The 23,377-nt window shown below is 72.4% G+C and carries 16 protein-coding genes and 1 pseudogene; 3 read left to right on the top strand and 14 right to left on the bottom strand.

Translation table 11 applies throughout. From position 1 onward, the window contains the following. Nucleotides 1–36: 36 nt before the first annotated feature. The 14 genes and pseudogenes from AB0J69_RS18780 to mraZ all read right to left on the bottom strand — a co-directional run bounded on the left by AB0J69_RS18780 (nucleotide 37) and on the right by mraZ (nucleotide 18,116). Nucleotides 37–729 carry a YggS family pyridoxal phosphate-dependent enzyme gene (locus tag AB0J69_RS18780; RefSeq protein WP_364118437.1) on the bottom strand — a complete coding sequence of 231 codons (693 nt, stop codon included), beginning with the start codon at nucleotides 727–729 and terminating at the stop codon, nucleotides 37–39. A gap of 159 nt (nucleotides 730–888) precedes the next feature. Then, nucleotides 889–2,361, bottom strand: coding sequence for a cell division protein FtsZ (ftsZ, locus tag AB0J69_RS18775; RefSeq protein WP_364118435.1), 1,473 nt, complete (start codon nucleotides 2,359–2,361; stop codon nucleotides 889–891). Between the two features lie 336 nt (nucleotides 2,362–2,697). Next, complete coding sequence (locus AB0J69_RS18770; RefSeq protein ID WP_364118433.1) at nucleotides 2,698–3,366, bottom strand: FtsQ-type POTRA domain-containing protein; 669 nt, start codon at nucleotides 3,364–3,366, stop codon at nucleotides 2,698–2,700. Between the two features lie 276 nt (nucleotides 3,367–3,642). Then, nucleotides 3,643–5,040: a UDP-N-acetylmuramate--L-alanine ligase gene (gene murC, locus AB0J69_RS18765; RefSeq protein WP_364118431.1), complete on the bottom strand. Its 1,398-nt coding sequence runs from the start codon at nucleotides 5,038–5,040 to the stop codon at nucleotides 3,643–3,645. Next, nucleotides 5,037–6,113, bottom strand: coding sequence for an undecaprenyldiphospho-muramoylpentapeptide beta-N-acetylglucosaminyltransferase (gene murG / locus AB0J69_RS18760; RefSeq protein ID WP_364118429.1), 1,077 nt, complete (start codon nucleotides 6,111–6,113; stop codon nucleotides 5,037–5,039). The genes murC and murG overlap by 4 nt, the downstream gene beginning before the upstream one ends. A 12-nt stretch (nucleotides 6,114–6,125) precedes the next feature. Further along, nucleotides 6,126–7,388 carry a putative lipid II flippase FtsW gene (ftsW, locus tag AB0J69_RS18755; RefSeq protein WP_364118648.1) on the bottom strand — a complete coding sequence of 421 codons (1,263 nt, stop codon included), beginning with the start codon at nucleotides 7,386–7,388 and terminating at the stop codon, nucleotides 6,126–6,128. A gap of 7 nt (nucleotides 7,389–7,395) precedes the next feature. After that, the gene (gene murD / locus AB0J69_RS18750) at nucleotides 7,396–8,772 is read right to left on the bottom strand and encodes a UDP-N-acetylmuramoyl-L-alanine--D-glutamate ligase (RefSeq protein WP_364118427.1); all 1,377 of its coding nucleotides are present in this window, start codon (nucleotides 8,770–8,772) and stop codon (nucleotides 7,396–7,398) included. Next, nucleotides 8,769–9,827, bottom strand: a complete 1,059-nt coding sequence (gene mraY, locus AB0J69_RS18745) for a phospho-N-acetylmuramoyl-pentapeptide-transferase (protein WP_364118425.1) — start codon at nucleotides 9,825–9,827, stop codon at nucleotides 8,769–8,771. Before mraY ends, murD begins: the two co-directional genes overlap by 4 nt. Before the next feature lie 446 nt (nucleotides 9,828–10,273). Then, nucleotides 10,274–11,509: pseudogene (gene murF, locus AB0J69_RS18740) on the bottom strand (UDP-N-acetylmuramoyl-tripeptide--D-alanyl-D-alanine ligase); the annotation flags it as partial. Beyond that, complete coding sequence (locus tag AB0J69_RS18735; RefSeq protein WP_364118423.1) at nucleotides 11,509–13,038, bottom strand: UDP-N-acetylmuramoyl-L-alanyl-D-glutamate--2,6-diaminopimelate ligase; 1,530 nt, start codon at nucleotides 13,036–13,038, stop codon at nucleotides 11,509–11,511. The pseudogene murF and the gene AB0J69_RS18735, both read right to left, overlap by 1 nt. A gap of 40 nt (nucleotides 13,039–13,078) precedes the next feature. Next, on the bottom strand, nucleotides 13,079–15,076 hold the full coding sequence (locus AB0J69_RS18730) for a penicillin-binding protein 2 (protein WP_364118421.1): 1,998 nt from the start codon (nucleotides 15,074–15,076) through the stop codon (nucleotides 13,079–13,081). Nucleotides 15,077–15,765: 689 nt separating this feature from the next. Beyond that, nucleotides 15,766–16,509, bottom strand: a complete 744-nt coding sequence (locus tag AB0J69_RS18725) for a hypothetical protein (protein WP_364118420.1) — start codon at nucleotides 16,507–16,509, stop codon at nucleotides 15,766–15,768. Beyond that, complete coding sequence (gene rsmH / locus AB0J69_RS18720) at nucleotides 16,499–17,464, bottom strand: 16S rRNA (cytosine(1402)-N(4))-methyltransferase RsmH (protein WP_364118418.1); 966 nt, start codon at nucleotides 17,462–17,464, stop codon at nucleotides 16,499–16,501. Before rsmH ends, AB0J69_RS18725 begins: the two co-directional genes overlap by 11 nt. A 220-nt stretch (nucleotides 17,465–17,684) precedes the next feature. Beyond that, nucleotides 17,685–18,116 (bottom strand): division/cell wall cluster transcriptional repressor MraZ, encoded by a 432-nt coding sequence (mraZ, locus tag AB0J69_RS18715; protein WP_138693897.1) that lies wholly within the window; start codon nucleotides 18,114–18,116, stop codon nucleotides 17,685–17,687. Between the two features lie 468 nt (nucleotides 18,117–18,584). Between mraZ and AB0J69_RS18710 the strand changes: the two genes are divergently transcribed. From AB0J69_RS18710 to AB0J69_RS18700, 3 genes are all read left to right on the top strand, one after another. Then, entirely contained in the window at nucleotides 18,585–19,562 is a 978-nt protein-coding gene (locus tag AB0J69_RS18710) for a MoxR family ATPase (protein WP_364118416.1), read from the top strand. 88 nt (nucleotides 19,563–19,650) lie between these two features. Then, a complete protein-coding gene (locus AB0J69_RS18705; protein WP_364118414.1) occupies nucleotides 19,651–20,913 on the top strand; it encodes a DUF58 domain-containing protein in 1,263 nt (420 codons plus the stop codon). After that, on the top strand, nucleotides 20,910–23,333 hold the full coding sequence (locus tag AB0J69_RS18700) for a DUF3488 and transglutaminase-like domain-containing protein (protein WP_364118412.1): 2,424 nt from the start codon (nucleotides 20,910–20,912) through the stop codon (nucleotides 23,331–23,333). Before AB0J69_RS18705 ends, AB0J69_RS18700 begins: the two co-directional genes overlap by 4 nt. The last annotated feature ends 44 nt before the right edge of the window (nucleotides 23,334–23,377 follow it).

The following is a 23,377-nucleotide window of genomic DNA, read 5'->3' as shown; positions in this document are numbered from 1 at the left end:
CTTGGTCATGGGCTTGAAGACCCACTTGAGGGGACATTACCTGACGAAGGGCTTGCGACGGCCGAGCAACGCCGTACCGACCCGCACGTGTGTCGCGCCGTAGGCGATGGCTTCCGTGAGGTCCTCGCTCATGCCCGCGGAGATCATCGTGGCACGTGGATGCTGCTCCTGGACGAGCCGCGCCAGATCCCGCAGCCGGGCGAAGGCCTTGGCCGGGTCCTCGCCCAGCGGCGCCACCGCCATGACGCCGCCCAGCCACACCCCGTCGGCCAGCGCCACCTCGTCCGCGAGCTCGAGCAGGTCGGCGGCGCGCGCGCCGCCCCTGGCGGGGTCGTCGTCGAGCGCGACCTGCAGCAGGCAGCCGACCCGGCGGCCCTGGCGGACCGCCTCCTTGCTGATGGCCTCCACCAGCCTGAGGCGGTCGACGGAGTGGACGACGTCGGCGTACCCGACGACGGAGCGGACCTTGTTGGTCTGCAGCTGACCGACGAAGTGCCAGGTCAGCGGCAGTCCGGCGAGCTCGTGGGCCTTGGGGGCGGCCTCCTGGTCGCGGTTCTCGCCGACGTCGCGCACGCCCAGCTCGGCCAGGATGCGCACGTCCTCGGCGGGCCGCGTCTTGGTGACGGCGATCAGCGTGACCTCGCCCCGATCGCGCCCCACCGCGTGGCAGGCCTCGGCGATGCGCGCGTCGACCTCGGCGAGACCGGCCGCGATCTCGTCCCTTCTCACGTCCCTCTCCCCCTCACTACTGCCGATGTCCTCCGTGCCCGCGTGCGACAGGCTCACGTAAGAAATGTCCGCATAAGACATGTCCCACGTACGACACTCCCGTCCGCACACGACGGCGCCGCTCCCGTTTCCCTGCGGGGAGCGGCGTCAGGCGAACTGCTACTTGAGGAAGTCGGGAACGTCGAGCTCCTCTTCCTGCTCCTCGAAGATCACCCGAGGACGTTTGGGCGGCTCCGACATGCGGGAGGTGATGGGCGTGGGCGGGTTGGCGGGCTCGGGCGTGGGCCGGGGGATCGAGACGGGGCCGGACGGCTCGTCGGCGGGCTCGCCGGCGTCCGTGCGGGAGTCCTGCACCGGCTCCACCGGGCGCACCGGCTCGGGCCGGGGCTCCGGCCGCGGCTCGGGACGGAACTCGGCGCGCGGCTCCGGACGCACCTCGGCCCGCGGCTCGGGGCGGGGCTCCGGACGGGGCTCGGGGCGGAAGTCGGCGCGCTGCTCGGACCTGAAGTCCGTACGGGGCTCCGGACGCACCTCAGGGCGCGGCTCAGGGCGCAGCGTGGGCGGCTCGGACTTCACACTGGGGGACGCCATGCTCGGCCGTGGAGGCGACGCCGGAGGCGGCGCGGCGGCCTGGGCCGCGGCGGGCCGGCCCGCCGGACGGGTCACCGGCTTCTCCGTCGGCCCCGGCACGTCGTCGAAGCCCGCCGCGATCACCGTCACGCGCACCTCGTCGCCGAGCGCGTCGTCGATGACCGTACCGAAGATGATGTTGGCGTCGGGCGCGGCGGCCATGGACACGAGCTGGGCCGCCTCGTTGATCTCGAACAGGCCCAGGTCCGAGCCGCCCGCGATGGACAGCAGCACGCCGTGGGCGCCGTCGATGCTGGCCTCCAGCAGCGGGCTGGAGACCGCCATCTCGGCCGCCGCCACCGAGCGGTCGTCGCCCCGGGCGTGGCCGATGCCCATGAGGGCGGAGCCGGCGCCCGACATGACCGACTTGACGTCGGCGAAGTCGAGGTTGATCAGACCGGGGGTGGTGATCAGGTCGGTGATGCCCTGGACACCGGAGAGCAGCACCTGGTCGGCCGCCTTGAACGCGTCGAGCACGCTCACCTGCCGGTCGGAGATCGACAGCAGCCGGTCGTTGGGGATCACGATCAGCGTGTCGACCTCGTCGCGCAGCGTCTCGATGCCCGCCTCGGCCTGCGACGCCCTGCGCCGTCCCTCAAAGCTGAACGGCCTGGTCACCACACCTATCGTGAGCGCACCGAGCGATCGGGCGATGTTGGCCACGACCGGCGCGCCGCCGGTGCCCGTGCCACCGCCCTCGCCCGCCGTGACGAAGACCATGTCGGCCCCCTTGAGGACCTCCTCGATCTCCTCACGATGGTCCTCGGCCGCCTTCCGGCCGACATCGGGGTTGGCGCCCGCCCCCAGTCCGCGCGTGAGCTCGCGGCCCACGTCGAGTTTCACATCGGCGTCACTCATCAGCAGCGCCTGGGCGTCGGTGTTTATCGCGATGAACTCGACGCCCTTGAGTCCCTCCTCGATCATCCGGTTGACGGCGTTGACTCCGCCGCCGCCGATGCCGACGACCTTGATGACCGCGAGGTAGTTCTGCGGTGCTGCCACGACGAGGGGCCTTTCCGCTCGTTGACTTGCCATTTCGGTGCGGATCGTCTCCGCTTTTTGTCAGTTCGGGTAACTCTCAACCTCAGGTTGAGATTTAGATTTATGTCAACCTGAGGATTGATACGGACAGTAGGAGTTACGCTCCAGGCGGGTCAACTAACCGCGCCGCAAGCACGTCCGGCGTGTCGCGGGCTGTCCGTTTCGCTCCGCAGTCACGCCTGGTCGCGGCCCTCCTCTGCCGAAAGTCCGGCTTACAGGCTCTCACGCCGCGAGCCCCGCCTCGCACAGGCTCGGCGATGCTCTTGCCCCGGAGTTGCCAGACCCTGACGATCACGATCACTTCAGCGTCACCACGTCGGGGGAACTGACGTCGTAAAGGGTGACCGCTCTTTCGCGTTTGAGCAGCGAGGTCAGGATGCGGCCTTTCTCCTCGGGCCGGTCGGTGCCGCCCCAGATGACGGTGCGCCCGTCCGACAGCACGAGGGTGACGCCTTCGGCCGTTCCCGCGCGTACCTGCCTGACCCGGCCCGCCACCTCGCTCGGCAGCGCCTCGATGACCTTGAGCGCCGCCATCATGGTGGGGTCGCCCGCGGCCGGACGGTCCACCTTGAGCAGCGGCAGCATGGGCGGCGCCGCGGACCTCACCTCGATCACCACGCCCTGCCCGTCGACGATCGCCATCTTGTCGCCCGCCGGGACGGCGGCCACCGGCTCGCGCTCGACCACCTCGATCTTGAGCGTGCCCGGCCAGACCCGGTCCACCTTGGCGGTGGCGAGCTGCCGGATGCCCAGGACGCGGGTCTCGACGTCGGCGAGGTTCACGGTGGCCAGCGGGTGGAGGTCCGCCACGCCGGCCTGCTGCTTGATCCGCTCGCTCGGCACTGTGAGATTTCCCACGATCTCGATCGAGCGCACGCCCAGCACGGGTGAGAAGAACACCAGCCAGGCGGCCGTGCCCACCACTCCCGCTGTCAGCAGCACCAGGAACGCCGTGCGCGCCTTCATCACCCTCCCGCCCCGGCCGGCCCGCGGCCGATGTCGGCACCGAACCTACGCCGACGCGCGGCGTAACCCCGCGCGCCACGCCCAAACGCCACCCCGCCGGGGTCGCCGGAACCGCGGCCGGCCGCCCGCCCGGGTGCTCGCCGTCCCCGACCGCCCCACTGCCCGGTGTCTCGCCCCGGCCGCTCCGCCGCGTGCCCTGCCCCCGGCCTCTCACTCCACGACCCCAGCCACGAACGGCGGGGCAGCCGCCGGGGCCGCGCGGCCACGTGGGACGGTTCAGGCCAGGCGGGCGACGATCTGCGGCCCGAGCTCGGTGATGTCACCCGCGCCCATCGTGAGCACGATGTCACCCGGCCGCGCCCGCTCGGCCACCATGGCCGGCACCGCGGACCGGTCCGGCGCGTACGCCACCCGCTCCGCCGGCAACGGCACCTTCCCGGCCACCATCGCGCCGGACACCCCGGGCTCGGGATCCTCCCTGGCCCCGTAGACGTCGAGCACGATGGCCTCGTCGGCCAGCCCGAGCGCCGCCCCGAACTCGTCGGCGAAGAACCGGGTGCGCGAGTAGAGGTGCGGCTGGAAGATCGCGATGACCCGGCCGGTGCCGGAGTAGGAGGCCACCACGTCGCGGGCGGCCCGCAGGTCGGCGGTCAGCTCGGTCGGGTGGTGGGCGTAGCTGTCGAACACCGCGATGCCGCCGGCCTCGCCCTTGGCCTCGAAGCGCCGCTTGGCCCCGGTGAAGGCCCCCAGTCCCTCCCTGATCTCCTCGAACGGGAGCCCCAGCTCGTCGGCCACGGCGATCACCGCGGTGGCGTTGAGCGCGTTGTGAGCGCCGGGCACCGCCAGCCGCACCTCGCCCCTGCCCTCGATGGAGAACACCGTGCCGAACCCGTCGGGCCTGACGTCGCCCACCCGGTAGTCCTCGCCCGACAGGCCGTACGTCCTGACCCGGAGCCCGCGCTCCCTGGCCCGCCGCGCCACCTCCGCCGCGCCCGGGTCGTCGGCGCACGTGATGAGCAGCGAGCCGATCCGGTCGGCGAACCTGGCGAAGCTGTCGTGCACCGCCCGCGGGTCGCCGTAGTTGTCGAGGTGGTCGGCCTCGACGTTGGTCACCACGGCGATGTCGGGGGCGAGCATGAGGAAGGAGCCGTCGCTCTCGTCGGCCTCGGCCACGAAGACCCGACCCTGCCCGTCGTCGGCGCCGAGCCCGGTGGTGACGAGCTGGCCGCCCACGCAGTAGGACGGGTCGGCGCCGCACTTCTGCAGCGCGACGGTGAGCATCGAGGTGGTCGTGGTCTTGCCGTGGGTGCCCGCGATGGCGACCGCGGTGCGCCCGGCCATGACGGAGGCCAGCGCGGCGGCCCGCGGGATGATCCGCAGCCCCTGCTTGAGCGCCTCGCCCAGCTCGGGGTTGGAGTCGCGGATGGCGGTCGAGACGACCACGGTGTCGACGTCTCTGATGTGCGAGGCGGCGTGGCCGATGTGCACGATGGCGCCCAGCTCGCGCAGCTCGGTGATCTGCTCGGAGCTGCGCGCGTCGCTGCCCGAGACGCGTACGCCGCGCTTGAGCAGGATGCGGGCTATGCCCGACATGCCGGAGCCACCGATGCCGATGAAGTGCACCCGCCCCAACTCTTCCACGGTGACGGGATCGACCAGCTTGACGAGACTCATCGGGCTATCTCCAACACTTTCCTGGCAAGCATGATATCGGCGTCCTTCCTCCCCAGTCTGGAGGCGGCCTCCGACATGACGGCGACCCGCTCTGGGTCGCGGAGGATGGGCAGCACGTTGCGAATGATCCAATCAGGTGACAACTCGGCGTCGTCGACCACCAGGCCGCCGCCGCCGTGCACGATGCGCTCGGCGTTGATGCGCTGCTCGCCGTTGCCGTGCGGGAGCGGCACGTAGGCCCCGGGCAGGCCGACCGCGGTCAGCTCCGCGCAGGTCAGCGCGCCGCTGCGGCACAGGGCCAGGTCGGCGGCGGCGTAGGCGAGGTCCATGCGGTCGACGTAGGGCAGCAGGACGTATTGCGGGTCGCCCGGCGGCGGCTCGTGCTCGACCGTGTTCTTCGGGCCCAGCACGTGCAGCACCTGCACGCCGGCCCGGCGCAGCGCCGGCGCGGCGGCCAGCGCGGCCTGGTTGAGCGACCGGGCGCCCTGCGAGCCGCCGAACACCAGCAGCGTCGGCCGGTCGTTCTCCAGCCCGAACCAGGAGCGCGCCTTGTCGCCCATGGACAGCCGGTCGAGCGTGACGATCTCGCGGCGCAGCGGCGTGCCGATGAACTCCGCCTTGGGCAGCGCGCAGTCGGGGAAGCCGCTGAACACGTGGTCGGTCAGCCGCGCGCCCAGCCGGTTGGCCAGCCCGGGGCGCGGATTGGCCTCATGCACGACGATCGGCAGGCCGCGCCGCTTGGCCGCGAGGTAGGCGGGGGTCGCCACGTAGCCGCCGAAGCCGACCAGGATGTCGGCCTTGACCCGGTCGAGGATGCTCGCGGTCGCGTTGATGGCCCCGGCCAGCCGGCCCGGCACGGTCAGCAGGCTCGGAGTGATCGCCCTTGGCAGCGGCACGGCGGGCACCAGCTCCAGCTCGTAGCCCCTGGCGGGCACGAGCCGCGTCTCCAAGCCGCGCTCCGTGCCCACGCAGGTGATGCCGACGCTCCGGTCAAGATGACGCAGCGCGTCCGCAAGGGCGAGCGCGGGCTCGATGTGCCCGGCCGTCCCCCCACCGGCGAGGACCACCCTCATCTCGGTCACTCCCTAACGTGTCGCTCGGCCTCTGGTCATACCCCCCAGGCCAAGCCAGCTTAGGGCCCGGGCGGTCGGTCCGGGGCCACGAGCCGCCAAGGCCTCCCGCGCGCCGGGCTCGCGCTTGGCGAACGACAGCAGCATGCCGAGCGCGGCGAGCGTGGGCAGCAGCGAGGAGCCGCCGTACGAGACCAGGGGCAGCGGGATGCCGGTGATCGGCAGCACGCCGAGCACGGCCCCCATGTTGACGGTCGCCTGGCCCACGATCCACGCCACCATGGCGGCCGCGGCCAGCCTGATGAAGGGATCGTTGACGCGTACGGCCACGCGCAGCCCCGCATACCCCAGCAGCCCGAACAGCGCCACCACCATCAGCGTGCCCATCAGCCCGAGTTCCTCACCGAGGATGGCGAAGATGAAGTCGCTCTCACCGTGCGGCAGCCAGCTCCACTTCTGCCGGCTGCTGCCCAGCCCGAGCCCGAACCAGCCGCCCGAGCCCATCGCGATCTGCCCCTGCACGGCCTGGTAGCCCGCCCCCTGCGCGTCGGCCCACGGGTCGAGGAAGGCGCCGATGCGCGCCATCCGGTACGGCTCCACCTTGATCATGATGACCGCGGCCAGCACCGCCAGCGACAGGATGCCGCCGAACAGCTTGACCGGCGCCCCCACCACCCACAGCAGCGCCAGGAAGATCATGAACAGCACCAGCGTGGTGCCCAGGTCGCGGCCGAGCATGACCATGACGGCCAGGATCGCGGTGCCGGGCATGAGCGGGATCAGCATCTGCCGCCACTCGATGCGGCCCTGCCGCGCCCGCCTGGCCAGCAGGTCGGCCCCCCACAGCGCGAGCCCGAGCTTGGCCGGCTCGGACGGCTGGATGGTGAGCGGGCCGATGTAGATCCACCGCTGCGCGCCCAGCTCGGAGGAGCCGATGAACAGCACCATGACCAGCGCGATGATCGACAGCGCCATCATCGGATAGCCGGCCCAGCGGAAGAACTTGACCGGCAGCCGGGAGCAGGCGTACATCACGGGCACGCCGATCGCGGCCGACAGCGACTGCTTGATGAACCAGGAGAACGGGCTGCCGGTCTTCTGCAACGCCTCGATGCTGGAGGCCGACAACACCATCATCAGCCCGAGCGCGAGCAGCAGCGCGCTGCACATGATGATCAGGTAGTAGGTGGTCAGCGGCTTGTCCAGCAGCTCCTTCAGCGTGCCGAGCTGCTCCCGCGCCCAGTGCGCCGGACTCTCCTGCGCGGCGGCCGGCCGCACCCGCTCCTCAGCGCTCGTGCTCACGTCGCGCCCTCAGCTCGCGTACGGCACGCGCGAAGGCCTCCCCCCGCGCCGGATAGTTGGCGAACATGTCCAGGGAGGCCCCCGCCGGGGAGAGCAGCACGGTGTCCCCTGGCGAGGCCAGCCGGGCGGCTTCGGTGACGACTCTTTCCATCGCACCAGTGTCCCGATCGGCGATGTCCACGAGCGGGACATTCGGCGCGTGTCGCGCAATGGCTTCGGCGATCCGCGCCCGGTCGGCGCCGAGCAGCACCGCGCCGCGCAACCTGGGGGCGGCCTGGCGCACCAATTCGTCGACGTCGGCGCCCTTGAGCTGGCCGCCCGCCACCCACACCACCGACGGGTACGAGGCCAGCGCGGCGGCGGCCGCGTGCGGGTTGGTGGCCTTGGAGTCGTCGATGTAGTCGACCTCGCCGATCCGGTCCACGTGGGCCAGCCGGTGCGGGTCGGGCACGAAGTCGCGCAGCCCCTGGCGTACGGCCTCGGAGGGCACGCCGAGCGAGCGGGCCAGGGCGGCGGCGGCCAGCGCGTTGGCCACGTTGTGCGGGGCGAAGGGGCGCACGTCCTCCAGCGTCGCCAGCTCCTCGGCCGCCTCGACCGGGTCGGCCACGAAGGCCCGGTCCACCAGCAGGTCCTCCACCACGCCGACCTCGCCCGGCTTGGGCACGCGCAGCGTGAACCCGACGGCGCCGGGATAGGGCGCGGCCAGCCGGGTCGCCTCGGGGTCGTCGGCGTTGAAGATCACGGTTCCGGCGCGCTCGTAGATGCGGCCCTTGGCGGCGGCGTACTCCTCCATGGAGCCGTGCCAGTCGAGGTGGTCGGGCGCCACGTTGAGGATCGCGGCGGCGTGCGGGGCCAGCGTGCCCGACCAGTGGAGCTGGAAGCTGGACAGCTCGACCGCCAGCACGTCGTACGGCTCCGCGACGGCCTGCACCACCGGCACGCCCACGTTCCCCACGGCCAGGGCCTTGCGCCCGTCGGCCAGCAGGATCGAGGTGAGCATGCGCACGGCGGTGGTCTTGCCGTTGGTGCCGGTCAGCGCCAGCCACGGAGCCGCCTGCTCCGGCCGCAGCCGCCAGGCCAGCTCCACCTCGCCCACGACCTCGACCCCGGCCCGCAGCGCGGCGGCGATCAGCGGATGGTGCGGCGCCCACCCGGTGGTGACCAGCCGCGTCGCGCCCTCGGGCAACACCATCTCCCCGAACCGGGTCTCGACGCCGACCCGGGCCAGCTCGGCCGCGGCGGCCAGCTGCCGCTCGCCCTCCACGGCCTCGACGACCACGACCCGCTCGCCGCGCCCGGCCAGCACCCGGGCCACGGCGGTGCCGGACACGCCGAGCCCGGCCACACAGGTCGAGCTCATCGGGGCATCCACTCGACGTAGAACAGCCCGAGCCCGAGCGCCGCGCACAACATCGCGATCAGCCAGAAGCGGACCACGATCGTGGTCTCCGCCCAGCCCTTGAGCTCGAAGTGGTGCTGCAGCGGCGCCATCCGGAAGACGCGTTTCCCGGTCATCTTGAAGGAGCCGACCTGGATGATGACCGACAGCGTGATGATCACGCACAGGCCGGCCAGGATGATCAGCAGGAGCTGCGTGCGCGTGGCGATCGCCAGCCCCGCCAGCACGCCGCCCAGGGCCAGCGAGCCGGTGTCGCCCATGAAGATCCGGGCGGGCGGGGCGTTCCACCACAGGAACCCGATCAGCGCCCCCAGCACGGCGGCGGCGACCACGGCCAGGTCGAGCGGATCACGCACCCAGTAGCAGTTGGGGCCGAGCTGGTCGATGCAGTTGTTGCGCAGCTGCCAGTTGCCGATCAGCACGTACGCGGCCAGCACGGTGCCGGTCGCGCCACTGGCCAGGCCGTCGAGGCCGTCGGTGAGGTTCACCGCGTTGGAGAACCCGACGATCATGATGAGCACCCAGATGGTGAACCCGACGATGCCGATCGAGGGGCCGAAGTCGCGCAGGAACGACACGCGGGTCTCGGCGGGGGTGATGCCGTACACGTTGGGCTGGCGGACCACCAGGACGGCGAAGACGGCGCCCACGATGAGCTGGCCGAGCGCCTTGGCGCCGCTGCGCAGGCCCAGGCTGCGCTGCTTGTAGATCTTGATGAAGTCGTCCAGGAACCCGACCGCGCCGAGCCCCGTCATCAGGAACAGCACCAGCATGCCCGACACGGTCGGCGGCGTGAGCATGGCCAGGTGGGAGGCGCCGTAGGCGAGCAGCGCGGCCAGCACGAACACGGTGCCGCCCATGGTGGGGGTGCCCCGCTTGGCGTGGTGGCCGCCCTGCTGCAGCTCCTCGCGGACCTCCTGGCCGTAGCCGCGCCGCGAGAACAGCCGGATCGCCAGCGGGGTGCCCAGCATCGAGAGGATCAGGCCCACCGCACCGGCGATGATGATGTTGGTCACTGGGGGGCACCTCCGAGCACCAGCTCGGCCGTCCGCTCCAGACCCATGGCCCTGGGCCCCTTGATCAGCACCGCGTCACCCGGCCGCAGCCACGCGCCCAGCTCGGCCGCCGCCGCCTCGGCATCGGGCACGTGCACGATACGGGTCGGCTGCCCGTAGTAGCCGCCGGGAGGCCCGCCCACGGGCGGCGCCGGCGGCCCGCCCATCGGCGGCCCCTGCCACCCCTGCGCGGGGACCGGCTGCGGCATGGCACCCGCGTCGGGCCCATGCCACCCGGCGCCCTGCGGGCCGGGCGCCGGAAGACCTGGGGCCTGGGGGCCGGGGGCATGCGGGCCAGGCAGCGGCTGCGCGGGCCCAGCGGGCGCCTGAGGCCCGGGAACCGGCGCTCCGGGCAGCGGGACCCCGCCCGCCTGCTGTGCCGCCTGCTGTGCCGCCTGCTGTGCCGCCTGCTGGGCGGCCGCGTGGGCGCCCTCCAGCACCGGCCCGGCGTCCGGTCCGGCCACGATCAGGCCCGCCAGCCCCGCCCCGCCGGCCAGCCGGCCGAGCTCGGCGTTGAGCGCGGGACCGTCCTCGCCCAGCTCCCGCAGCGCCGCGATGACCGCGAACCGCCGCCGCCCCTTCCCGAGCACCTCGAACGCCTCGAACGCCGCCCGCATCGAGTCGGGGTTGGCGTTGTAGGCGTCGTTGACCACCGTCACCCCGTCGGCCCGGTCCGTGACCTCCATCCGCCACCGGCTGCGCGGCGTGGCCTCCGACAGCTCCTCGGCGATGGTGGCCACCGGCAGGCCCAGCTCGTAACCGGCCGCCGCCGCGGCCAGCGCGTTCTCGACCGCGTGCGCGCCGTACAGCTGCAGCGACACGTGCGCGGCCCCGGACGGCGTGCGCAGCGTGAAGGAGGCGCGCCCGCGGGCGTCCACCACGACGCCCTCGGCCCGGATGGCCGCGGACTCGCTGCGCCCGAAGTAGGTGACCCGCGCGTCGGTGCGCGAGGCCATCCCCCGCACCAGCGGGTCGTCGGCGTTGAGCACGGCCACGCCGGAGCGCGGCAGCGACTCCACCAGCTCGCCCTTGGCCTTGGCGATGGCCTCCTTGCCGCCGAACACGCCCAGGTGCGCGGTGCCGACGTTGAGCACCACGCCGATCTGCGGCGGAGCGATGCGGGTCAGGTCCTTGATGTGGCCGATGTTGCGCGCGGCCAGCTCCAGCACCATGAAGCGGGTGTCGAGGTCGGCGCGCAGCACGGTCAGCGGGTGGCCGAGCTCGTTGTTGAAGCTGCCGACGGGCGCGATGGTGGACCCGATCCGCCCGGTGAGCCGGGCCAGCAGGTCCTTGGTGCTGGTCTTGCCCGCGGAACCGGTCACGCCGATCACGGTGGCCTTGGGCAGCGTACGGGCCTGGGCGGCGGCCAGTTCGGCGAGCGCGGCCGCGGTGTCGGGGACGATCACCGCCGGACCCTCGACCGGCCGGCTGGCCAGCACGGCGACGGCTCCGGCCCGGATGGCCTGCGCGGCGAAGTCGTGACCGTCGACCCGCGCGCCCTTGATGGCGACGAACAGGGATCCCGGTTCAACGGCCCGCGAGTCGATCACGACGGGTCCGCGCACCACCGCGCGGGGATCGGCCATGCCCGACAGGGCGCCCGAGGTTATCTCGGCGATCCTGGCCAGAGGCAACGGGATCATTAGTGCTTCCTGCTTTCCTTGCGTGCGTCGATCGCTCCGGCGACCACTTCGCGGTCGTCGAAGGGGATCACCTCGCCTGAAACGTACTGGCCCTGCTCGTGGCCTTTCCCGGCCACCACGACCACGTCGCCGCGCCCGGCCCGGGCGATCGCCAGGCCGATGGCGGCCGCGCGGTCGGGCTCAATGATCACATGAGCGCGGTCGTGCTGCGGAACGCGGAGCGCCCCCTCCATCATCGTCGCGAGGATGGCCAGCGGATCCTCCGAGCGCGGGTTGTCGCTCGTGAAGATCGCCACATCTGCCAGCTCAGCGGAGATTTCGCCCATGATAGGCCGTTTGCCCTTGTCGCGGTCGCCGCCGCAGCCGAGCACGATCGTCAGCGTGCCGGCCGTGACCGACCGCAGCGAGCGCAGCACCGACTCCACGGCGCCCGGCTTGTGCGAGTAGTCCACGACCGCCTGGAACTCGTCCTCGGCCGCCGTGACGCGCTGCATGCGCCCCGGCACGCCGGTCAGCGTGCCCACGCCGTGCACGGCCGTGTGCAGTGGCACCCCGGCCTCGACCAGCGTCACGATGGCCCCGAGCGCGTTGGCGACGTTGAACGGGCCCGGCAGCGAGATCTGCGCGTCGGCCTCCACCCCGCCCGGCCCGACCACCCGGAACGCGCTGCCGTCGGCCCCGAGCCGGGCGTCCACCGCCCGCCACTCGGCCTCCGGGTCGCCCAGCGCCGAGAACGTGGTCATCGGCACCTTCGCCAGGCCGATCAGCTCGCGCCCGTAGCGATCGTCGATGTTGGTCACGCCCTGGCGGCTCAGCTCCGGCTGGAACAGCTTCGCCTTGGTCGCGAAGTAGTCCTCGAAGTCCTTGTGGAAGTCGAGGTGGTCCTGGGAGAGGTTGGTGAACAGGGCGACGTCGTAGTAGATGCCGTCGATCCTGCCGAGCGCGAGCGCGTGGCTGGAGACCTCCATGGCGGCCGCGGTGACGCCCTCCTCGCGCATGAGCGCGAACAGGCCGTGCAGCTCCGAGGCCTCCGGCGTGGTGAGCGTCGGCTGGAAGCGCAGGTCTCCGGCGTGGATCTCGACACCGCCCACCAGGCCCGCCCGGTGCCCGGCGGCCCGCAGGCCCGCCTCGAGCATGAACGAGGTGGTGGACTTGCCGCTGGTGCCGGTGACGCCGAGGATCTGGATGTCGTGGGCCGGCTGGCCGTACACCCAGGAGGAGATCGACCCGAGCAGGGCGCGCGGGTCGGGCACGATGAGCACGGGCAGCCCGGTGGCGACGGCCGCGTCGCGGCCGGCTCTGTCGGTGAGGACGGCGACGGCACCGCTCGCCATCGCGTCGGCGGCGAAGGTGGCGCCGTGGACCCGGTTGCCGGGCAGCGCCACGTACAGGTCTCCGCGCCTGACGTTACGGGAGTCGATGGTGACGCCGGTCAGGGCGGCGTGGGGCGACCGTGCCGTGCCTGAATCGGCGTCGAGCATGGTCGCGAGCCCGGTCAGCGGGCGAGGCGGGCTGGTCGTGGGACGCATAGACGACGGGGGACGCACGGCGAGAGCGTACCTTCCCTGGTCACTGTCCCGCGCGCGCACGCACCGACGGCGCGGCGGAGCCTGTGGGAGGAATCTTCTTGCTCTTGATGGCGAACGTCATCACATCCTTGAACACGGGGGCCGCCAGCTGCCCGCCGAAGTGGCCGTTCTTCGGGTTCTGCAGCACCGAGAGCACCACCAGCCGCGGCTGGTCGGCCGGCGCGAACCCAACGAACGAGGCCGTGTAGCCGTCGTAACGGCCGAGCTCGGCATCGTAGCGGTTGGCCGTGCCCGTCTTGCCCGCCACCCGGTATCCGTCGATGGCGGCGAGCTGGCCGGTGCCTTCCTCGCCCACCGCGCTCTCCAGCATCGTCGAGATCTCCCTGGCCGTCGTCTCACTCACCACTCTGGTCTGCTTACCTGCAGGAGCCGGAACGAACCTGCCGGTCGCGTCCGTTGTGCCCGCCACGATCTGCGGCTCTATCTTGACGCCGCCGTTGGCGATGGTCTGGTAGACGCTGGCCATCTGCAGCGCGGTCACCGAGACGCCCTGCCCGTAGGCGACCGTGCAGTTCTGGCTGCCGGACCACTTCCGGTAGTCGGGCAGCAGGCCGGCCTCGGCGCTGGGCACGCCGCCGCCCGGCGTGCTGCCGAAGCCGAACGCCTTGAGCATCCGGTGCAGCCGCTCGCTGCCGATCTCGCGCGCCGCCATGACCGTGGCCACGTTGCTGGACTGCGCCATGGCCTGCCGGAACGTCATTGACTCCACCTTGTGCGCGTGGGCGTCGCGCAACACCTGGTCGGCGCACCTGATCCGGTCGGGCACCTGGTAGACCGTGTCGGGCGTCACCGCGCGGGCCTCCAGCGCCGCGGCGGCGGTGATGACCTTGTTCGTGCTGCCGGGCTCGAAGACGTCGGCGGCGGCCTTGTTCACGTAGCTGGACTCCGGGGCCTTGCGCCAGTTGTTCAGGTCGAGTTCGGGGGCGTTGGCCATGGCCACGATCTGCGCCGTGCGCACGTCCATGACGATCACCGTGCCGCTGTCGGCCCCGGACTTCTGGACCTGCTCGCCGATCGACTTCTGGGCGGCCCACTGGATGTCGCGGTCGATCGTCAGGCGTACGTCCTGGCCGTCGACCGGCGCGGTGCGCTGGCTGCTGGTCATCGGGATGCGCTGGCCGTCGCGGCCGGTCTCGACGCGCTGCTCGCCGTCGCGGCCGGCCAGGAGCGAGTTCTTCGCCTGCTCCATGCCGCCCAGGCCGTTGCCCTCGTCGCCGACGAACCCGATGAGGCTGCCCGCCAGGTCGCCCGCGGGGTAGAGCCGGCGGTAGGTCTTCTTGGCCGACAGCGCGGGCACGCGGGCCTGCATGAGGCGGCTGGCCACGACGGGGTCCACGTCTCTGGCCAGCAGCTGGTAGTGGGTGCCCGTCCTGGCCAGCTTCGCGGCGATCTCCTGCTCGGTCTTGCCGAGCTGCTGGGCCAGGATCGCGGCCGCCTTCGCGCGTACGGAGGCGGGGACCTTGGTCGGGTCGATCGACACCTCGCGGGCCTCGACGGTGACGGCCAGCTCGTGGCCGTTCGCGTCGGTGATCGAGCCGCGCTTGGCCGGGATCTCCTCGGTGTGCTGGCGCTGGTCGGCGGCCGCGGCCTCGTACACCTTGGAGTCGAGCCCCTGCATCTGGATCAGCCGTCCGGCGAAGATCGACAGGATGAAGGTCATGCCGATCAGGCCGATGTTGATGCGCCTGCGCGGGCTGCCCAGCCGCAGCACCAGCGGCGGCCTGGGCGGGCGCGGCGGCGTGGGGGGCCGGCGCGGCCCCCTGGGCGGCGGTACGTCCCCGCCGCGGCGCGCCGCCGTCCGCTCGCGGTCCCGCGCCGGCTCCTGCCGGGAGCCTCCCGCGGGCGGCCGGCCCGCCGGGGTACGGCGCGACGGTCGCTCCTCACGCCCCTGCACGCGCCCTCTGAGCCGATCACCGTCCGCCCGCCCCTGGGAGCCCCGCCCCCTGAGCCGGTCGGCGTCGTCGGGTCCCTGGGACACGCGCCCTCTCGGCCGCTCGTCCCCGTCACGCTCGGGATGGGCCCGGCCTCTGGGCCGGTCGCCCTCGTCACGCTCGGGACGGGTGCGGCCTCGCTGGCGCTCGCTCTCGTCACGGGTACGCCGGCGACCCCCGTCACCGTCTTCGCCCCGCGACCGCGCACCGGACCGGTCGTCCCGCGAGCGGCCGCGAGCCCCGTCGTCGCGCGGCCGCGCCCGCGAACCGTCGTCCCGTGAGCGCCCGTCCTCGCGCGAGCCCGTGCGGGAGGCGTCGTCACGCGACCGGGAGCGCCCGTCGCCGCGGGTGCGCCCGCGCGGGCCCTCCCCGCCGTCACGCCCGCTGTCACGCTCGCCGTCGCGTGTCCGGTCGCCGTCGCCCTCCCGCTCGCCCCGGCGCGAGCGCCCGCGGCCCTCGTCGCCGGGTTCCCGCGGGGGCCGGTCGCGCGAGTCGTCGCGCCCGAACGACTCGTGCCCGAACGGCAGGTCGAGCGGATCGGGGGACGGGGGTCGCGGCCGACGCGGCGGGTTCTCCGGCGACGCCGGGCGGCCCGCCCCCTCAGAACGGGCAGAGCCCCCTTGGCGCCCCGCCCGTCCCGGCCCGCCCGGCGTACGACGAGCGGCGCCTGGCCCTCCCTGAGAGCCGGCGCCGCCAGCGCCACGGCCGGGGCCCTGCCCCCTGCCGCCTGAGTCGCTCACCGTTCCGTGTCCACCTGGCTGGCCTGGTCACCGGCACTGCTCCAGCTGTTGACGGTGTCCCAGTCGGTGTGCTGGCCCTGCTTCTCGGCCCGGTCGGCGATGACGCCCGGCTGCGTCTTGAGCTGGTATTGCTGGTTGATCTTCTCGTTCTCCTGCTTCGCCACCGCGATCTCCTCGCGCAGCGTCGCGTCGGTGATGGCGTCCTGGGCGAGCATGGTGTTGAGCAGCAGCAGGCTGACCAGACCGCCACAGAGCAGCCCGACGACGAGCAGCACGAACGGCGCCCGCTGCCGGCGCGCCGGACGGCGCCGCGACACGGGACGGGCCGTCGTGGCCTCGGCCCGCGTACGCCCGCCGACCGGCCGCTTGCCCGGCGCCTCGGGACGCGCCCGCTCGACGACCGGTGCCTTGCCGGCCGCGGCACGCGCCCGCTCGGCCACCGGCGCCTTGCCGCCGGCGGCGCGAACGCGCTCGGCGGCCGGCGCCCCGGCTTCACCCGCGCGCACGCGCTCGGTGGCGGGCGCCTTGGCGGCGGCGTCGGCGCGCACGCCGACCGTCCGCTTGCCGGCGGCTTCGGCACGTTCCCGCTCGGCGGCCGATCGCTTGGCGTCGGCCTCGGGGCGCGTGTCAGGACGGGGACGCGGCTTGGGCTGGTGCGCCGTCGCCGACCGCCGCGTGCCCGTCTTGGGCACGGCGCGGCGAGCGGGCGTGCCCTTGCCGGTCTCCTGCTCAGTCGTCAACACGGATCCTCTCTGCCGCCCGTAGCCGGGCCGAGGCCGCCCGCGGGTTGCGGGCGAGCTCTTCATCGCTTGGGAGCTCTGCTCCCCTAGTCAGCAGGCGGAACCTCGGCTGGTGAGCCGGTAGCGGGACAGGCAGCCCGGGGGGGCTGGTGTCCCTGGTTCGCGCCGTGAGGGCCTGCTTGGTGAGCCGGTCCTCGAGTGAGTGGTAGGAGAGCACGACCACTCGCCCACCGAGCACCAGCGCGTCGAGTGCCGCGGGAAGAGCCGCCTCCAGGGCGGACAGCTCCGCGTTCACCTCGATGCGCAGGGCCTGGAAAGTCCTCTTGGCGGGGTTGCCCCCGGTGCGCCGGGTCGCGGCGGGGATCGCCTCGCGAACGATGTCCGCCAGCCGCTTAGTAGACGTTATTGCCTCTTTGGCCCGCTCTTTAGTGATCAGGCCCGCGACACGCGGGGCGAATCTCTCCTCGCCGTAATCCCGCAGGATGCGCGTCAGCTCCGCGGTGGGATAGGTGTTGACCACCTGCTCCGCCGTCAGCTCCTGCGAGGTGTCCATGCGCATGTCGAGCGGCGCGTCATAGGAATAGGCGAACCCGCGCTCGGCCTCGTCGAGCTGCGGCGAGGACACCCCGAGGTCGAACAGCGCCCCGTCGATCGTGGTGTGCCCCGCGCGCTCGAGCACCTCCGCCAGATCGCCGGAGGAGGCGTGGACCAGCGTGGTCCGCTCCGCGTACGGGCTGAGCCTGCGGGTCGAGAAGTCGATCGCGAAAGGGTCGCGGTCGATCCCGATCAGGTGCAGCGCCGGATGGGCGGCGAGCAGGGCCTCCGAGTGACCGCCGAGGCCGAGGTTGGCGTCGACGACGACGGGAGCCGGCCCGGAGAGCGCGGGGCCGAGAAGCTCCAGAACGCGCTCGAGCATCACCGGAACGTGACCGCCCGTGCCATCGTTGTCCTGCATCTCCAACCCCCCTCTCGCGTCCTTGCTCGCGGATGACGCGTCATCGATCGATCGCCGGTCATTCCTGGGTCCCCACCCGGCGCCGCCCGGCCAGGTCCCCATCCGCACCCTCTTCGTGGACGCCCGCCATCTGACACCGGGGAAGGTGCATCAGCTGGCGGACAGTGGTTGCGGGTGGAGACCTCGCCGAACGACATCACCGACGGATCGACCGTGGTCACTACAAGATTCCTGGCAGCACCTCCTCCGACAGATCGGCGAACGCCTGCTCCTGTGCGCTGAGATAGGTGTCCCAGGCCTGTGCGTCCCAGATCTCCAGCCGGGTGTTGGCCCCGATGACGACGCAGTCACGTTCCAGACCCGCGTACTGACGAAGGGTCTGCGGGATCGTGATGCGTCCCTGCTTGTCTGGTTTCTCGTCGGACGCGCTGGCGAAGAAGACGCGGCTGTAGTCACGCACCGCCTTGGCGGTGACCGGGGCGGTGCTGAGAGCCTCGGTAATGCGCTGGAACTCCTCCACGGGAAAGACGTAGAGGCATCGCTCCTGGCCTTTGGTGATCACAAGACCCTCCGCCAGCTCCTCACGGTACTTAGCCGGCAGGAACAGCCGTCCCTTGTCGTCCAGACGCGGTTGATGGGTGCCGAGGAACATCGGCCCCACCTCCCGTGCCTCGTGAAGCGCTCAGCGCTGGTGCACCGGGCTCTCCACTGCGCACCACCATACTCCACTTCTCCCCACCGTCAACTGATTCGAACCGTCTTCATCATCGGTTTCCGTTGCGTTACCGCAGGTCAGAGCGATGGGGCGGGGTGGGGGGCGGTGAGCGGCCGGTCAACCCTCATGGGCGTGTCGAGGGTTCAAAAGGCCGCGGAAATAGGGGCGGCAGGGGTTGGGGTAGCCCGGCGTGGAGGAAAGTGGAGCGCTCGGCGCCCCGTCTGTCACCAGATTCGCACTGCTATGGGACAAGAACAGCAACATCACCAGGGTTCCCTGGAATATCCACAAATGTCGCTGAAGAACCCACAGCGTCGTAGGGTCGTACAGACAATGGAAAAGGAATGGCATGGCTCCCGCAATGGCACCGTACGGGACAGCCGTCGCACTTCTCATGGAGGCCTGGTGGCAGTAACCCATGACGTCCCTCCCCAGCTCGACGAGCTGGTCTCCACCGCCCACCGGATTCGGCAGGCCATCGAATCGGTGATCGAGGGCAAGAGCGACGCCGTCCGCCTCACTCTGACCGTCCTGCTCGCAGAGGGGCACCTCCTGATCGAGGACGTGCCCGGGGTCGGCAAGACGATGCTGGCCAAGGCACTCGCCCGCTCCATCGACTGTCCGGTCCGCCGGGTGCAGTTCACCCCCGACCTGTTGCCCAGCGACATCACCGGAGTGAGCGCGTACAACCAGCAGACCCGAGAGTTCGAGTTCAAACCCGGACCGGTGTTCGCCAACATCGTGGTGGGTGACGAGATCAACCGTGCCTCCCCCAAGACGCAGTCCGCATTGCTGGAGTGCATGGAGGAGCATCAGGTGACCGTGGACGGGAGGACTTATCAGCTCGACGCCCCGTTCATGGTGATCGCCACCCAGAACCCCATCGAGATGGAGGGCACCTATCCCCTGCCGGAGGCGCAGCGCGACCGTTTCACCGCGCGGGTGGCGATGGGCTACCCGGAGCCGTCGGCCGAGCTGGAGATGCTCGACGTGCACGGGGGCACCTCCCCGCTCGACAAGCTGGAGCCGGTGGCGACGACGGCGGAGGTGCGCGCCCTGATCGAGGCCGTGCGCGGCATCTATGTCTCGCAGGCGGTCAAGAAGTACGCCATCGACCTGGTCGTGGCCACCCGCCACTCCCCCGACCTGCGGCTGGGCGCCTCCCCGAGGTCCACGCTGCAGCTCGTACGGGCCGCCAGGGCGCACGCTGCGCTGGCCGGCCGCGACTACGTCATCCCCGACGACCTGCAGGACCTGGCCATCCCCGTCCTGGCGCACCGGCTGCTGCCCAGCGTCGAGGCCCAGGGCCAGCGCCGCCTGCCCGAGCAGGTGGTGACCGACCTGGTCAGGCGCGTCCCGGTGCCGGAGACGCGGGGCCGTTGATGGATCCGCAGCGCGGCAAGGGCATCCGTCGACGGGGTGGGGTCAGGCAGGCACGGCCGGATGCGCGGCACATGTTGATCGAGGTGCGGTGAGGGCGGGGCTGCGGGCGCTGACGTCCAGGGGGAGGTCGTTCCTCGCGTCCGGGATCGCGGCGCTGCTGATGGCCCTCATCCTGGGCGAGAACGACCTGTTCAGGATCGGCGTCCTGGTGACGACGCTGCCGCTGCTGGCGGCCATGGTCGTGGCGCGGACCCGCTACCGGCTGAGCTGCGCCAGGCGGCTGGACCCGCCCAGGGCCGAGGTGGGCGGCGAGGCCACCGTGACCCTGCGGCTGGAGAACGTGACCAGGCTGCCCACCGGCCTGCTGCTCATCGAGGACACCGTGCCGTACGCGCTGGGCGTGCGGCCGAGGTTCGTGCTCGACCGGGTCGAGCCGCGCGGCGTGCGGGAGATCGACTACCGGGTGCGCTCGGACCTGCGCGGCCGCTACACCATCGGGCCGCTGTCCATCCGCATCGCCGACCCGTTCGGGCTGGTGGAGCTGACCCGCTCGTTCACGATCAGCGACACGCTGGTGGTGACGCCGCAGGTGGCGGCGCTGCCCCACGTACGGCTGTCGGGCGAGTGGACGGGCGGCGGCGACAGCCGTACCAGGAGCGTGGCCGCGGCCGGCGACGACGACGTGGCCCCGCGCGAATACCGGCAGGGCGACGACCTGCGGCGGGTCCACTGGCGTTCGACGGCCCGCCACGGCGAGCTGATGGTGCGCCGCGAGGAGCAGCAGTGGCAGAGCCGCGGCGCGCTCCTCCTCGACACCCGCAGGCACGCCCACCGCGGCGAGGGGCCGCGCTCGTCGTTCGAGGTGGCGGTCTCGGCCGCGGCCTCGATCGGGGTGCACCTCGCCCACGAGGGTCTGGGCCTGCGGCTGGTGACCGACCAGGGCGCCGAGCACCTGACCGACACCGGCCTGAGCTACTCGCTGCTCGACACCCTCGCCGTGGTGCGGCACAGCCCGGCCCGCTCCCTGGAGATGGGCGTGTCGGCGCTGCGCCAGGGCGGCGGTGACGGGCTGATCGTGGCGGTGCTCGGCGCGCTCGACGCGGAGGAGGCGAGGGAGCTGGCCCGGCTGCGGCACAGCGGCATCACCGGCGTGGCCGTCCTGCTCGACGTGAGCACGTGGGAGGGCGGCGACCGGGCGGCCGCGGAGGATCATCAGGCGGTGCAGACCGTCCTGGCCGGGTACGGCTGGCGCATCGTACGGCTGCCCGCGGGCACCTCGATCGCCTCGGTCTGGCAGGACGCCGCCAGCCGCGGCAGGTACGCGGTCGGCCCCGCGGGAGGAACGGCATGAGACTGACGATCGCCTCGGGAGTGGCCGCGTTCACCGCGGCCATCCTGCTCTACCCGCTCTTCCAGGGCGGGACCTGGTTCTGGACCTCGCTCGGCGCCGTGCTGGCCGTGGTCGCCGCGGGGCTGCTGAGCAGCCGGCTGACGCTGCCCGCATGGGCGGCGCCGCTGCTGGGCGTGGCCGCGGCGTGGATCTACCTGACCGCGGCCTTCGCCGCCGACAAGGCGTGGGCGCTGCTGGTGCCGACGAAGGCGTCGGTGGTGGAGCTGGCCAGGCTGCTGGGCGTCGGCTGGGCCGACATCCAGCGGTTCGCGGCGCCCGTACCGGAGACGGAGGGCATCACGCTGCTGACCGCCGGCGGCGTGGCGCTCATCGCGATCGCCGTGGACCTGCTCGCCGCACGGGTGCGGCGGGCGGCGCTGGCCGGGCTGCCGCTGCTGGCGCTGGCCACGGTCCCGGCGACGATCCTGGCCGACCCGATCAGCTGGCCGGCCTTCATCGTGGCCGCGCTCGGCTTCGTCGGCCTGCTGATCGCCGACGGGCGCGAGCGGGTGGGCCACTGGGGCAGGGCGGTGCTGGTGCGCCGCACCCGCGCGGCCACCTCTCCCGCGCCGGGCGGCTCGGCGGACACGCACGGCCTGCGGCTGTCGGGCAAGCGCATCGGGTTCGCCGCGATCGCGCTGGCCGTGCTGCTGCCGGCGGCGCTGCCCGCGATGGAGCCGGTGTCGTTCTTCACCTTCGGCGTGGGCGGCCGGGGCTCTGGGCCGGGCAACTCCATCAGCATCCCGAACCCGATCGCCAACCTGAAGGGCCAGCTGGAGCTGCCCGAGCGGCGGACGGTCCTGACCTACACCAACAACGACAACAAGCCCCGGTACCTGCGCATCTACGCGCTGGACACGTTCGACGGCCAGCAGTTCGGCATGACGCAGCCGAAGGGCGCGCCGCAGAACAGGACGGAGAACGGCCCGCTGCCCCCGCCGCCCGGCCTCGGCGCGGACGCAAAGGTCACCAACGTCGTCACGAACATCCAGATCAGCGACGAGATCGCGCGGCTGCGGTTCCTGCCGCTGCCGTACCCGCCCACGCAGATCCGGGTGGACGGCGACTGGCGGGCCGACGTGGACACGCTGATGGTCTTCTCCACCCGTGAGGAGGCCGCGGGCATCGAGTACCAGGTGGCCACGAGCGAGCCGGCGCCGACGGCGGACGACCTCGACTCCCTCGACACCACGCAGGGGGCGCCGGACCAGCGCTTCCTCGAGGTGCCGGACAACCTGCCGCCCGACATCAGGGACCTGGCGCTCAGGGAGACCGCGGACGCCACGACGACCTACGACGCGGCGCTGAAACTGCAGGAGTTCTTCACCCAGGACGGCCGCTTCACCTACGACCTGCGTACGCAGGGGCACAGCAACTCGGCGCTGCGGGACTTCCTGATCCGTGACCGGGTGGGCTACTGCGAGCAGTTCGCCGCGTCGATGGCGGTGCTGGCCAGGCTGGTGGGCATCCCGTCGCGGGTGGCGATCGGCTACACGGGCGGCACTCAGGTGGGCGACCGGTGGGAGGTCAGCACGAGCGACTCGCACTCCTGGCCGGAGCTGTACTTCGAGGGCGTGGGCTGGCTGCCGTTCGAGCCGACCCCGTCGGGGGCGACCGGGCAGGGCAGCGCCCGGGTGCCGACGTACGCGCAGCCCAGGCCGGAGGCGACGCAGCAGGCCACGACGCCGACGCCCGGGGCGACCAGCAGCTCCTCCGCCGACGACCCGCAGGACCCGACGGCCCGCCGCAACCCGCGCGAGGTCGACCGCGAGGGCACGGTCCCGACCGGCGGGCTGCCGCCGGACGACTCGATGCCGCTGATGGGCAAGCTCGGCATCGGGGCGGGGGCGCTGCTCCTCATCCTGCTGGTCCCCGCCGGGGTGCGGCTGATCACCAGGAACCGGCGCGTACGCAGCCTCGGCTTCAAGGTGGCGCAGCCCTCCGACGAGCTGACGGCGAGAATGATGTCGAGCCGGGGCCACACTTCGGTGGCGGCCGCGTGGGCGGAGCTGGACGACGTGCTGTACGACTACGGCATGGCCCGGGAGCCGAGCGAGACCCCGCGGGCGCTGGCCGGGCGGCTGACCCAGCAGTACGAGTTCGACGCCGACTCGGCGGCGGCCATCGCGACCATCGCCTCGGCGGTCGAGCGGGTGCTGTTCGCCAGGGAGCCGGGGCGGATCGGGCCCATGAGAAAGGACCTGCGCAAGGTGCGGCAGGCCCTGGCGGCCACGGTGTCACGCGGAAGGCGGCTGCGCGCGGTGCTGCTGCCCCCGTCGACACTGCGGCGGCTGCGGGTCGTGGGCGAGCGGCTGCTCGACGGATTCGACCTGCTGGAGAACATCAGGTTGCGGCGGACGGCAGCCCAGAAGGGCTCCTGACCCCGACCGGCAGACCTGATCGTGCGGCCGTCCCCCGAGGGGGC

Source organism: Nonomuraea sp. NPDC049709 (assembly GCF_040674815.1).
In the GTDB taxonomy this organism is placed as follows: Bacteria; Actinomycetota; Actinomycetes; order Streptosporangiales; family Streptosporangiaceae; genus Nonomuraea.
Note: the sequence above shows the minus strand (reverse complement) of the source record. Positions and strands in the feature narration are given on the sequence as shown.